Source organism: Thalassomonas sp. RHCl1, from assembly GCF_947387555.1.
GTDB lineage: Bacteria > Pseudomonadota > Gammaproteobacteria > Enterobacterales > Alteromonadaceae > Thalassomonas.
The window spans coordinates 410105-423546 of sequence record NZ_CANDNZ010000005.1 but is presented as its reverse complement, the minus strand read 5'-3'; the positions used below and the strand labels follow the sequence as shown (position 1 = coordinate 423546).

The following is a 13442-nucleotide window of genomic DNA, read 5'->3' as shown; positions in this document are numbered from 1 at the left end:
TTAGCGGCAATTTTTTGCCGGTAAAAAGTAAAAACCCCGAGAGAGTTGGACTCTTTCGGGGTTTTGGAAACTGGTTATCTGCTTGCATTCACCGCTGAAAGAGCCATAGCCCTCCAGCGAATAAACCTGAATGGGCTAATCGTTATGGTGGTGATGATGATGTAGATTAGTCAGGTTTAAAATCATGTGCTTGTTAACTCTTTAAATGTTGCGGTGTAAAGTAAATATTACACTCGGTTAATTAATATCTGCTTGATTGCTATTTACACTACTTGGAAAATAACATTGCCGCAAGTATAAAATAAACTTCTTTTAAAAAAAAATGGTCTAACTTATTCAGCGATCCTAAATCGGGCCGATATAGTAGGTAGATTAACGGCAAAATTACGGTTTATTTTGATTAACTTGAGAGGGCAAAATGGATATTTTCACCACAGCGCTCACCCGGGTGGTGCCGGTACCGATAAAGCCGAAAGAACTTAAGGTTAAAGCGCTTGTAAAAGAGGCCAGAACCCGTGAACTTGAGCAGGAAATGGATCACCTGGAACATGCGGGCAGTTTTTTTATTCCCGGTTATCATCCCGAGCACAATAATGAGCATACTGCCGGTGGCAATCACGAAAACGAGGAAACGGCTAACAAAAGTGCTGAGAAAAAACAGCAAACGGGTGTAGCAGGGAAAGCTAAGACTGAAAAAAACGTAGAGAAACCTGAAGATGAGCCGCCGCATTTAGATATCTTTGTTTGATATTGTTGCCTTTCAGGTGTGGCTTTTGCTCCCGGCAGATGTCTTTTAAAAAGCAGGGGATGGTGAGCGGAATCAGCAGTCACGGTGTGAGTGCTGATTCTATTACCACAGACTGCCTGATTTATGGCTGCACACAAGTTCTGGCACAACTCCAATAGAGACTGCTGCAATAATTTGAGTCATAGCCATGGTTCATACAATCGGTATATACAGCCATGCAACGGGCTGTTCCATCACAAGTTATTGCACTGACATTAAAGCCGACAGTTAAAGCACAGCTGGCCAGCAAGGTGAGTAGTTTCTTTTTTGTCATCATGTCGATAGTTCCTTATCTTATTGTTGAATCGGTTAATCTCGCTTACGGTTGTTTCATCTTCCCAAGCTTTATTTATGGTGATCTAATTAGGCCGCTGATGAAAAACTTTTGTTATGTAAGTGAGGTTTTATTAAAGCTGATGCACTTTCCTTATGCCCCTCCCCAACAGGGGAGGGGCATAAGGAAAAATCAGTGCTAAGCTTGTCTGCTCCTCATGGCCCTTGGCTCAATCTATACCTACAATTCCCGATCTTAAATATTGGCGGTATTTACTCTCACTATGGGAATAAATCGGCATTTATGTCGATTTTGGGTATAATGGCCAAAAAACAGCTTTAACTGTGTAGAACGATAACCCCTGAATGAAATCCGTAGAACGTGCTTTTTCCGACAATGGCTTGCTGGCCAATGCCATCAGCGGTTTTTCTCCGCGCCAGGCGCAAATCGATATGGCGATGGAAGTGACGCTGGCGATAGCAAACAAGACTTCTTTGATTGTCGAAGCGGGTACGGGTACCGGAAAAACCTTTGCTTATCTTATCCCGGCTTTACTGGCCAATAAAGAAGCGGCGGAGCAGGAACAAAGTAATAAAAAAATCATTGTCTCTACCGGGACCAAAAACCTGCAGGAGCAGCTGTTTCATAAAGATATGCCGCTGATTCGCAAGGTGTTGGCCACCAATGCCCGGATCGCTTTGTTAAAAGGGCGGGCGAACTATTTATGTACTTACCGGCTGGAGCAGTATCAAAGCGGCGGTGGCCAGCTTGATGCCCAGATGTTAACAGATTTGGTGAAAGTGAAAACCTGGGCTAATACCACGCTAACCGGCGATATTGGCGAGCTGGTCAATGTCCAGGAAGGCTCGGCGATTTTCCCTTATGTCACCAGCACGGTAGATAATTGCCTGGCAAGGGATTGTCCCCATGTTAAAGACTGTTACTTAATTAAGGCCAGGGAAAAAGCCATTGAAGCCGACCTGGTGGTGGTGAATCATCACTTGTTTTTTGCCGATATGGCGTTAAAAGATACAGGTTTTGGCGAACTGATCCCCAAGGCGGATGTGGTGATTTTTGATGAGGCCCACCAGATTTCCGATATTGCCAGTGAATATTTTGGCGAGGCATTTTCGACCCGCCAGTTACTGGATTTATGCTCGGATGTGCTTCAGGTGTACCGTACCAGTCTTACCGATGTTAAACAGCTGGGTCGGGCGGCGGAAAAACTGATGAAAACCACCCAGGAATTCAGGCTGTTATTTCCTTATGAACCCGAGCGTGGCAACTGGCGCGAGCGACACCGGCAAGCTAGAATTGCCTCGGCTTTTACCGTGATTAAAACCGATCTTGATTTTCTTTACCAGGTGATCAAGTTATGCGTGTCCCGTAATGACGCCATCGATAATTGCTTTGAACGGGCGGTAACCTTACTGAGCAAATATGACATCATGGCCAATTTGGAGGTCAGCGGCATGAGTTTCTGGTATGAAACCACGCGCCGCCATGTGGTATTGCATCAAACCCCCTTGTCTGTGGCGGATAAGTTCAGCGCTTATATCAAGGCATCAGGTGCCGGCTGGATATTTACCTCGGCTACCTTGGCGGTGGACGGTACCTTTGAGCACTTTGCCAAACCTTTGGGATTAGATCAGGCCAGTCATTTATTGCTCGACAGCCCGTTCGATTACCAGGCGCAGTCCCAGCTGCTGGTGCCGCGCTTTTTGCCGGAAGCCAACCACAGAAACCGCGCCAGTGCCCTGGCAGAGCTGGCGATCCCGTTGATCAAAGCCAGTGGCGGCGCCTGTTTTATGTTGTTTACCAGCTACCGGGTGATGAACCAGGTGGCAGAGCTGCTTGAAGGCAAGGTGGATAATCCTTTGCTGGTGCAGGGGCAGATGGCTAAGCAAACCCTGCTCAGTGAATTTATCGACAATGACAATGCCGTCTTGCTCGCTACCGCCAGTTTTTGGGAGGGGGTAGATGTTCGCGGTGACAAGCTCACCTGTGTTATTATCGACAAATTGCCCTTTGCCTCGCCCGATGATCCCTTATTGCAGGCGCGCAGCGAAGATGTGAAACGCCAGGGGGGAGATCCTTTTTACCATATCCAGTTGCCCCAGGCGGTGATCGCCTTAAAACAGGGGGTCGGGCGTTTGATCCGCGATGTCAGCGATCAGGGTATTATGGTGATCTGTGATGACCGCCTGGTAAACCGGCCCTATGGCGAGGTATTTTTGAAAAGCCTGCCGGATATGAAACGCAGCCGTAACCTGGATCAGGCGGCGCAATTTTTACAAACCATCACCGCTGAAAACGGTGAAAAAGCATAATTTAAAGCATAGTTTTAAGAGAGATAGAAAGTGAATTTTTTGGCAATTGATGCTTCCACCGAAGCCTGTTCGGTCGCACTGCAATACAACGACAAAGTAGTGAGCCGTTATCAGCTTTGTCCCCAGTCTCACAGTTTAGAGTTATTACCTATGGTGGATCAGGTGCTGAACGAAGCAGGTTGTAAATTAAAAGATTTGGACGGTTTGATCTTTGGGCAGGGGCCGGGCAGTTTTACCGGGGTACGCATCGGTATCGGGGTTGCCCAGGGGCTGGCTTATTCTGCTAATTTGCCTTTGGTTGGCGTATCAACCCTGCAGGCGATGGCACAGCTTGCCTATAACAATCACCAGCAAACGCAGGTGATTGCCGCCATAGATGCGAGAATGTCTGAAGTTTACCTGGGTTATTATGAAGCCGGCAGCGACGGCATTATGCAGGCAAAACTTGATGATGCGGTGTTACCCCCGGAGCAGGTTGGTGGACATCTAGCAGGATTAAGTGAGGGCGCCTACGGTGTCGGTACCGGATGGGATGCCTATGAGGAAAAATTAACGGGCTTAAAAACCAATACCGGCTCACCGGAGGTTTTGTTCCCGGCTGCCGAGGCTATGTTGGCGATCGGTGCTGCGGCATTTGCCCGTGGCGAACAGGTCAGTGCCGAGCAGGCACAACCTGTTTATGTCAGGGATACGGTCTCCTGGAAAAAACTGCCGGGCAGGGAATAAGCACATTTTGCTAAAAGCGCAAATTGAAAAAGGCAAATAAAAATACCGCAAATCAAAGGAAAAACTTTGTCCTTTGGTGATTTTTTGATATGTTAGCCAATATGCAAGTAGTAAATTCAAACTCAATTACCCCTACCTTTACCCGGGTCAACCGGACAACGCAAGCTCAGCCTGAGCAGGTGCGGGGTTCCGGACAGCTTGAACGTACGGGTGAACAGCTTGAACAAACACGCAAAAGTCCGGGGCAGGGCGGTCGTCTCGATGTTAACGAACAGGCGATAGCACTGCTTGAGCAGGAGGCGCAGCAACAAGGCAGTCAGGGACTTGACCGGCAGCAGGCCGCGGAGCAATTCTTAGGGCAAGACGCAGGACAAGCATCAGGACAGGGTGCTCAACTGCAACTCTTTTCAGATTCCTCTGAGAATAGCCAGGGGGCCACATATGACCGGCCCTCTAACCAAAATCTGAGTGCGGTAGCAGCATATCAATCGGTGAATAATATCGCCCAGCGGGATAATGTTCAGCAGTTATTCGGGGTTGACCTGTTTGCCTGATTTATCTTCTTCGGCCTCTTTAGAAAAAAAAGCATCCAAATCCTCTTTCTTCCGGCAATATCAATTTTGGTTATTTTTATTGGCAGCCGCCCTTATCCGGGAATTACCGCTGGTTTCCATTCCCTTTAAGTGGCTGGAAACCTATTTTCACGAAATCAGTCATGGCATAGCCGCACTGCTTTCCGGCGGGATGATAGTACAAATCGAGTTATATCCCAACGGCGCCGGTTTATGCACTACCCGGGGGGGCAGCGCTTTTTTGATCAGCTTCTTCGGTTATGCAGGGGCTATCCTTTGGGGCGGCCTGATTTATTCCCTGGCAGATAAGCATCAACGTATTGCCCAGGTATTTTCTGCTTTTCTTGTGCTGTTGCTGCTTGGCTCTATGGTGTTTTGGGTGCGGGATCTGCTGACCTTTTTTATTTTAACCGTATTGCTGGTCCTGCTGGTGTTAACGGTTAAATTGCCGAAATTAAAATATTTGCAGGCGATAATGAAGCTTATTGGCGCCATCGTGTTATTAAACAGTTTATTTAGCCCGTTTTATTTAATCGACGGCCGCAATATCGGCGATGGTGCGGCGTTAGCTGATTTGACCTTGCTGCCGGAAATACTCTGGGTCGGCATATGGTCGGCTTCCGCTTTGGCTATGGCGCTGCTGTTGGCAAGAAAGTCTACATAAGCAAGACATGACAGCCAGAATAATAACTAGGATCTCAGGCATGAAAAAATTATTTGTATGTTTTAGCGCGCTGGTACTGACGGCGTGCTCGGCAATTCCGGAAAAATTGCAACTGGCACCCGATACTCCGCTGACTAATTATAAGGACGCGCTGGCGGTAAGCTATAGCGATGCTGTTGCCCAGGCGCGCTGGGGCGGGGTGATTGCCAAGGTGGACAACCTTAAGGACAGCACCCGCATTGAAGTGGTGCACTTTGAACTGAGTCCTTCCACGCGCCCGAAACAAAAAGATGAAACCTTAGGCCGGTTTCGGGTTTATTATCCGGGCCTGCTTGATCCCATGATTTATAAAAAAGGCAAAAGCATCACTGTGGTGGGCAATATTGCCGCGCCCGAGTCAGGCACTATCGGTGAACATCCTTATCAGTACCCTGTCGTTAAAGCTGATGCGGTGCATTTATGGAAAGATATCCAGCAGGCGGATGTGATGCTGGTGCAAAACCCGTTCTGGCATACGCCGTCATACTGGCATCATTATAACCCTTATGGTCATCACCCTGTGGTGATCCGCCGGTCGTCTAACGGAAAAAAATCCTCTTCCGCTGGTAATAAGACACAAAAAAAGACAAGATAAGCAATTACTTCAGGATAAACTCGCAGGAAAATAATGGCACAAGACATCAAAGACCCGGCTCAGGTCTGTTACGATCTCGGGCAGCTGGAATTGCATGGTCTGACCTGTGGTGATATTCAGGACGATATCGTTTTATGTCTGCATGGCTGGCTCGACAATGCCGCCAGTTTCCTGCCGCTGATGCCTTATTTACCCGGCAAGCGGGTGATTGCCATCGACTGGCCGGGGCACGGTTTGTCCACGCACCGCAGTGCTGACGCCTACTACCATTTTATCGACTGGGTTTATGATCTGTTGCAGCTGTTTGAAGCCAATGGCTGGGGCGCTGTCGATATCGTCGCCCATTCTATGGGCGGCATGATAGCTTCTGCCTTTGCCGCGACTTTTCCGGAAAAAGTAAAATCCCTGACCTTGATCGATGCTATCGGTTTTATCAATGCCAATGAAGAACAAACCACCAAGCAACTGCGTCAGGGCATGCTCAGCCGCTTGCAGGGCAAAAAAAAGCAGAAAAACCTGCATACCAATGAGGAGTCTGCCATTCAGGCCCGGGTCGCGGTATCGGACTTGCGTTACCAGGATGCCGCATTAATTGTAAAACGGGGGCTGAAAAAAACCGGGGACGGTTATACCTGGCGTGCCGACAGCCGCTTGCGCATGATTTCTCCTTATCGGTTAACTTTGGGGCAGGCGGAGCAGTTGATTTCGGATATAACTGTGCCGGTGCAGCTTATTTACGGTGAACAGGGCATGGATTTTGTCGCCTCGGGCCTCAAACATTTCGGCCCCATGTTTAAGGATTTTACTTCTTATGCACTGCCCGGCGGGCATCATGTGCATATGGAGCAGCCGCAGCAAACGGCAGAAAAAATATTAGCGTTTATACACTTAAGGTAAGGGCATTGGGCTAAATTTACCGGGTGTTTATCTACCGAAACTTCTTTATAGTAAGTCAACCAGATGTCAGGAGGACATTGATGTTTAATGGAACAAACATGAGTTATCTTATAACCATTTTTATTAGTTATTTTCGCAATTTTATTCATTTTCGTGACAAAATGCTGGGCTTTTGTTAAAAAATATGAAATTATGCTGAACTTTCGAGTAAAAACTCAGGTTTTTATTTGACTCAATTTCCTTTATGGCCGAATCAATTAAGATTGATACTATCAAAACAATAACGGCCATAAATACCAATTTCAGAAAGAGGAGAGGCACCATGGGAAAAATATGGCTTGAGAAAAGTTATCCCCCAGGAGTTCCGTTTGAAATAAACCCGGACAAGTATGCATCACTTGTCGAGATGTTTAATAAATACGTCAAGCAATACGCACAGCGCACGGCGTTTATTAACATGGGTGCTGAAATCACGTACAGTGAATTAGAAGGTCAGGTGAAAGCTTTTGCCGCATATCTGCAGCAAGATTTAGGCTTAAAGAAAGGCGATAAATTCGCCATTATGGTGCCCAACAGCTTGCAATATCCGATTGCCTTGTTTGGTGCTTTACTTGCCGGTTTAACCGTCGTTAACGTGAACCCGCTGTATACCGCACGTGAGCTGGAGCACCAGCTAAAAGATTCAGGCACAAAAGCCATGTTGATCATTGAAAACTTTGCCCATACCCTGGAGCAGGTGATCGACAATACCCCGGTTGAACATGTCATCTTAACTGCTCTTGGCGATCGCCTGGGCAAAGTCAAAGGTGGTATGGTTAATTTTGTGGTCAAATACATTAAGAAAATGGTACCGGCGTTTAATTTGCCAAATGCCCACAGCTTTAATAAAGCCCTGATAAAAGGTTCCACCTTGACTTTCAGCCCGGTTGAGCTGAGCGGTGAAGACCTGGCGTTTTTACAATATACCGGCGGTACCACAGGTGTTTCCAAAGGAGCGATGTTAACCCACCGCAATATGGTCGCTAACCTGGAACAGGCCAAAGCAGCATTAAATCCACTGCTGGACGAGGGGCAGGAGCTGATCGTTACTGCCTTACCCCTGTACCATATTTTCGCGTTAACGGCGAACTGCCTGATGTTTTTAACCATAGGCGGTACTAACTTATTGATCACTAACCCCAGGGATATGCCTAACTTTGTCAAAGAGTTGGCAAAATATCCGTTTACCGCCCTGACCGGGGTAAATACCCTGTTTAACGGTTTACTCAATACTCCGGGTTTCAGTAATCTTGATTTCAGCAAATTGAAACTGTCTTTAGGCGGCGGCATGGCGGTACAAAGACCGGTGGCCGAACGTTGGCAGCAGGTAACCAAATCCCGTTTACTGGAAGGTTACGGCCTGACGGAATGTGCGCCTATGGTGAGCCTGAGTCCTTATAACCAAGAGGCTTATGACGGCACTATTGGCGTACCGGCAGCCTCGACCGATGTTAAAATCATGCTGGAAGACGGTAGCGAAGCACCTGTCGGTGAAGCTGGTGAAATGTGGGTGAAAGGTCCTCAGGTGATGAAAGGTTATTATAACCGCCCCGACGCCTCCGCTGAGATTTTAAAAGACGGCTGGCTTGCCACCGGGGATGTTGCCTCTATGGATGAAACCGGTCATTTCACTATTGTTGACCGTAAAAAAGATATGATCATCGTATCAGGCTTTAACGTCTTCCCTAATGAAGTAGAAGAAGTGGTTATGGAGCATGACGGTATCGTGGAAGCGGCTGCCGTGGGTGTACCGCACGAAGTTAACGGTGAAATCGTCAAGATTTTCGTGGTGCGTAAAAACGGCGCATTGGAAGAGGCGGAAATCATCAGCCATTGCCGTGAGCGCCTGACCAACTATAAGGTGCCTAAACTGGTTGAGTTTAGAGACGAATTGCCGAAAACCAATGTCGGCAAGATTTTAAGAAGAGAGTTACGTTAATCGTAACGACAAAAACCTTTGCAGATATTTAAAAGCCGGCAGATGCCGGCTTTTTTATGCTCAGAAACGGGGATATTCAGGGGAGCGCAGCCCACTGTGCCGCTTATCTGCATGGTTAAAAAGGTGAGCCAAAGAATAAATCCATGTCGATTTGATCAATTTTCTGATTCAATCCGGGCCTTACGACTATTTTCATTGTTTTGCATTGACCGTTATAAACCCCTTGCTGGTCAACCCTTAAACGTACGCCACGATAAGTATTGGTCATTGCGACATAATCCTCGAGACGTTCATTCCTGTTGTCGATATCGACACCGACCGGCATATCACTGCAGCTAATATTGACACTTGCACTGTACTTGAAGTCTTTTCCCGGAACGGTTTTTCTTCCCCAAATGCAGATATCACCTAGTGGCGCCATTTCACGGTAATGTATGACACCATCAACGATATAAGGGCATAAGGCCTGATCTGCCTGATAACCGTAGCCCCATACGTCTGCATCCAGATCAAATAATAAGGTTTGGCCATCGTCTCCCCTGACTGGAAATTCTGCAACATATTCATCGCTTGTCATTTGTCCCCACTCCGGGAAAGCAGGGTTTGGCTGGCCGGCAGTGAAGGTGAAGTCGGCTTCGGTGAAGGTATAACGGTCACCAAAAACAACCGTAGTATCGCCGGCATTGGCATTGGCAGCAAACAGGCTGACAGCCAGTGGTAAATAGCTTAGTACTTTCATTTTAACTTCCTTATTGAAACATACTGAGATTGGTATGCGCCAAGGAATGTATCACTTGTGTAAATGAAAGGTCAATATTGTGCTGGTAGGACGAGTAAGGGCTGAGGAAACATTGATTTTGCTTATGCGGACTAAAGGCGAATTTAGCCCGCAAAGGAGTCTGCAGCCGTGTTATTGGGCCTTTAATACCTGGCCGGTAATATCTTTACTGTCGTCTGACATCAGATAAACATAAAGCGGCATGATTTCTTTGGCTGTACGCAGCTGACTCTTATCTTCGGCCGGAAAAGCACTGGCGCGCATATTAGTGCGGGTAGCCCCCGGGTTGATGGCATTACAACGCAGACTGGAAGTCTCATACTCATCGCTAATGACTTCCATCAGGCCCTCGGTGGCAAACTTCGAAACGCTGTAAGGTCCCCAGTAGGCGCGGCCTTTACTGCCGACACTGGAGCTGGTAAAGACCAGGGAAGCATTAGGGGCTAGTAGCATAGGAGCTATCAGGGCCTGGCTCATCAGAAACTGGGCGGTAGCATTGACCTGCATAACATCGTTCCAGATTTGCTCGTGAATTTGGGTAAAAGGAGTCAATTCACCCAGCATAGAGGCATTGAGCAGGGCGCCGTCGAGTTTACCGAATTGCTGTGAAATGGTGGTGGCCATATCAATGTAGTTTTGTCTGGTAGCACCTTTCATATCCAGCGGGATTATCGCAGGTTCGGGATAGCCAAGTGCGACGATTTCATCATATACCGCTTCAAGCTTTTTAACGGTTTTTCCCAATAAAATTACGGTGGCACCAAGCTCGGCATAGGTCAGGGCGGCCTGTCGTCCTATGCCGTCGCCGGCACCTGTTACCAGTATGGTTTTGTCTGTCAGGCTATTTTCTTTAATTTGATAATCGAACATGAATAATGAGTTTTTGCGAAACAATGGCGTGATTTTACTCTTTGCAGGCGATGCTGACGAGCTAAAATTGTGCTAAGACGGTTAAAAGTAAGCAAATATCAGCAAAATCAGACATAAATCAAAAAAACCGCTAGCACATTGGCAAATCTTAGGTTAAGTTTGACTGGTCTAACTTGTTAGTTTCTGACTGACATCAGGCAAAAAGAAACTAAAACGATACTAACAAGTACAAATTTATAAAAATAAAGAAGACTAGTCCTTGGGGAGAAATAATGAAAAAGCTAGTACTTAGTCTCGCGATTTGCAGCGCACTTGGTTTAAGTGGCTGTGGCAGCGAATCCAACTCTGATGTTATACAGGAAACAGCAGAGAATAACACGGTGGCTCCTGCCAATAGCCGAATTTCCTTCAATCCCACTGCTGGTGTGGTCTCCGTACCAAACGACTTACTCTTTTCCGGTACGACTGACGGCACCTTGAATTTACCTGTGACAGATGCCAGCGACGGCTCAGATCCTTTTGTTGCCATGAGTGCTCTTGATGGCTGGTCGACAATTAACCCTTTTACTATCGCCATTGATTTCCCGGAAGGGCGAGGCCTTGACGGTGACAGTGTTTTTTCTCCTGACTCGGTAAAAGTTTATGAGATGGTGATGGGCGGCGATGCCAGCGATGCAGACTGTACCAGTCTTTCCCTTGGATTAGCCTGTAAAGTCGTGAATGAACTGAGCTTTGGCACCGACTTTATCGCCCAGGCATCGGGCAACAGTATTGCTATCATTCCGGTAAATCCCCTGAAGGGAAAAACCACTTATGTGGTTGCCCTAACTAAAAATATTCAGGATGACAGCGGTAAGTCAGTGCTTGGCTCCAGCAGTTATGAGCTGGTTCAGCAAGATCTTGCTACCCAGCCGTTAGCCACAGATGCGCAGAAGAGTTTACAGGCAGCGGTTAACAGTTATGAAAATGCCATCGTGGCGGCAGGCGCCGATCGTGATTCCCTGATCTACACTATGGCCATGACGACTCAGTCAACCACAGATGTATTATTTACCGCCAAGCAATTGCTGGCCGCTAATGCAGCCGAAGGTGTTGTACCGGGGATTGCCGTGACGGATCAAGGCATTTCAGTAGGGGATTTTTTATCTGGTGCAGGCATTATCGGCGCCACGCAAAAACCTTTATTTGATACCGCCAACTTATACAGTGGTAGTATTTCCCTACCTTACTACTCAGGTGTGCCTAGTGCCGATAATCCTATGGCGCCGGTAAACGAGTGGTGGACAAGTTTATGTGATTCAGGTGTTATGCTGGCGGGTCTGGCGGCATCGAATCCGGATGCCATTCCTGAGGGGGCATTGGATGCCAATGATGCTGCTTGTATGGCGGTTTCTGATGCGGCCGGCCTGGCGGCTCCGGGTTTGCGTGACTTGAGCTCAATAATGGCTCTGGATACAGAAAGAAACCTGACCAAGTACAGCCCGGTACCGGCCCCTAAAGCCACCATGGCACTTGATGTGCAGCTGACAACACCGGATGTTGACAAGATCAATGAACTTAGGGCATTGCAAGGTCTGTCCGCAGACTATGTGATGCCGGAAGGCGGCTGGCCTATAGTGATCTTACAACATGGCATTACCTCTAAAAAAGAAGATATGTTATTGATCACAGGTGCGCTGTCATCTAACGGTTTTGCCACTGTCGCTATCGATCATCCGTTGCACGGCAGCCGTGGCTTTGACCTTGACGGAGACGGTAGTGATGATATCAATGCCACAGATGGAATGGGAGGCTCTGCTACCCATTACATGAACCTGGGAAGCTTGTTAACCACACGTGATAACCTGCGTCAAAGCTCTATTGATATGTTGGGTTTACGTTTAGGCTTGAATACCTTAGCTTTTACCCCTGAACTTAACATTAACACCAGTGAAGTGCACTTCCTGGGGCATTCCCTGGGGGCAATTACCGGTATCAATTTAGTTGCATTAGCCAATGCGCCTTTAAATGAAGCCATAGATCCTTCATTTGCCATTAGTACCAACTCTCTGGCAATGCCGGGTGTGGGTGTCGCGAACTTCCTGCTTGAGTCCGGTTCATTTAAAGATACCATTAAATCCGGTTTAACCTATGCCAGCTCAACGGACTTCCAGGGTTATGTGGCAGCGGTAAATGCCAATGGTTACACCAGTACTTCACCTGAATGGGAAGACTTTTTAATCGAATCTTACCTGGCTTTTTATAACAATGTGTTAAATGATACCCAGCGTGCTGAGCTTGATGCCGGTTTTGCTTCGTTTGCTTTTGCTGCACAGACGGTAACAGACTCAGGTGACCCGGTGAACTATGCCACAACCATGAAAGCTACGGCGACGCCAACCCATGTGATTGAGGTTGTCGGTGACGGCGGTGATAACCTGTCGGATCAAGTGATCCCGAATACTGTGTCCAGCTCGCCGTTAGCAGGTACAGAAGCAGGTATTCGTTTACTTGAACTACCTGCGGTAAGTGAAACCACCGCAGGTTCAGGCGCGGTCCGTTTCCTTAATGGCCACCATGGTTCTATTTTAAACCCGAGTGCTGATGCTACAGCTTCACCTTCGGTTGAATTAAGTGCCCGGGCAACCACAGAAATGCAGACACAAGTGGTCAGCTTCTTTGCCGCGAAAGGACAAGCGGTCAGCATTAACGATGCTGATGTTGTTAAGCAATAATTCATTTAAATAATTATGTTGTTGAAAAAGCCCTCTTTTGAGGGCTTTTTTGTAGCTGAAATTCAGCTGCTGTACGCGCGGGGCAAAACAAGGCAAAATCAGTTGTTAAAATTTGTGTTTTTTGCGTTTTCAGCGCTAGCTTTTCGTGTAAAATCAGTGTTAATTACTACCTGAGCAATCAAACCTCGCCGGGTTTGATTGGTTTATTTTTACTCCCG

11 protein-coding genes are annotated in these 13442 nt (G+C 47.4%); 9 read left to right on the top strand and 2 right to left on the bottom strand.

From position 1 onward, the window contains the following. Positions 1-418 precede the first annotated feature (418 nt). The 8 genes from QL234_RS16855 (at position 419) to fadD (ending at position 8862) form a co-directional block, all read left to right on the top strand. The gene (locus QL234_RS16855; protein ID WP_281558983.1) at positions 419-748 is read left to right on the top strand and encodes a hypothetical protein; all 330 of its coding nucleotides are present in this window, start codon (positions 419-421) and stop codon (positions 746-748) included. A gap of 678 nt (positions 749-1426) precedes the next feature. After that, positions 1427-3391: an ATP-dependent DNA helicase gene (locus tag QL234_RS16850; RefSeq protein ID WP_281558982.1), complete on the top strand. Its 1965-nt coding sequence runs from the start codon at positions 1427-1429 to the stop codon at positions 3389-3391. A gap of 30 nt (positions 3392-3421) precedes the next feature. Then, complete coding sequence (gene tsaB / locus QL234_RS16845; protein WP_281558981.1) at positions 3422-4117, top strand: tRNA (adenosine(37)-N6)-threonylcarbamoyltransferase complex dimerization subunit type 1 TsaB; 696 nt, start codon at positions 3422-3424, stop codon at positions 4115-4117. Between the two features lie 89 nt (positions 4118-4206). Further along, positions 4207-4671 (top strand): hypothetical protein, encoded by a 465-nt coding sequence (locus QL234_RS16840; protein WP_281558980.1) that lies wholly within the window; start codon positions 4207-4209, stop codon positions 4669-4671. Next, positions 4634-5353: a M50 family metallopeptidase gene (locus QL234_RS16835; RefSeq protein WP_281558979.1), complete on the top strand. Its 720-nt coding sequence runs from the start codon at positions 4634-4636 to the stop codon at positions 5351-5353. The genes QL234_RS16840 and QL234_RS16835 overlap by 38 nt, the downstream gene beginning before the upstream one ends. Before the next feature lie 40 nt (positions 5354-5393). Continuing rightward, complete coding sequence (locus QL234_RS16830) at positions 5394-5987, top strand: Slp family lipoprotein (protein ID WP_281558978.1); 594 nt, start codon at positions 5394-5396, stop codon at positions 5985-5987. A gap of 33 nt (positions 5988-6020) precedes the next feature. Beyond that, positions 6021-6884 (top strand): alpha/beta hydrolase, encoded by an 864-nt coding sequence (locus tag QL234_RS16825; protein WP_281558977.1) that lies wholly within the window; start codon positions 6021-6023, stop codon positions 6882-6884. A gap of 322 nt (positions 6885-7206) precedes the next feature. After that, the gene (gene fadD, locus QL234_RS16820) at positions 7207-8862 is read left to right on the top strand and encodes a long-chain-fatty-acid--CoA ligase FadD (RefSeq protein ID WP_281558976.1); all 1656 of its coding nucleotides are present in this window, start codon (positions 7207-7209) and stop codon (positions 8860-8862) included. 115 nt (positions 8863-8977) lie between these two features. Here fadD and QL234_RS16815 read toward each other — a convergent pair whose 3' ends face one another. Both QL234_RS16815 and QL234_RS16810 read right to left on the bottom strand, forming a co-directional pair. Then, positions 8978-9601 (bottom strand): hypothetical protein, encoded by a 624-nt coding sequence (locus QL234_RS16815; RefSeq protein WP_281558975.1) that lies wholly within the window; start codon positions 9599-9601, stop codon positions 8978-8980. A 171-nt stretch (positions 9602-9772) separates the two neighbouring features. After that, on the bottom strand, positions 9773-10510 hold the full coding sequence (locus QL234_RS16810) for a YciK family oxidoreductase (protein WP_281558974.1): 738 nt from the start codon (positions 10508-10510) through the stop codon (positions 9773-9775). A 272-nt stretch (positions 10511-10782) separates the two neighbouring features. On the opposite strand from QL234_RS16810, the gene QL234_RS16805 reads away from it, so the two are divergent. Beyond that, on the top strand, positions 10783-13224 hold the full coding sequence (locus tag QL234_RS16805) for a VolA/Pla-1 family phospholipase (protein WP_281558973.1): 2442 nt from the start codon (positions 10783-10785) through the stop codon (positions 13222-13224). Positions 13225-13442: the final 218 nt, after the last annotated feature.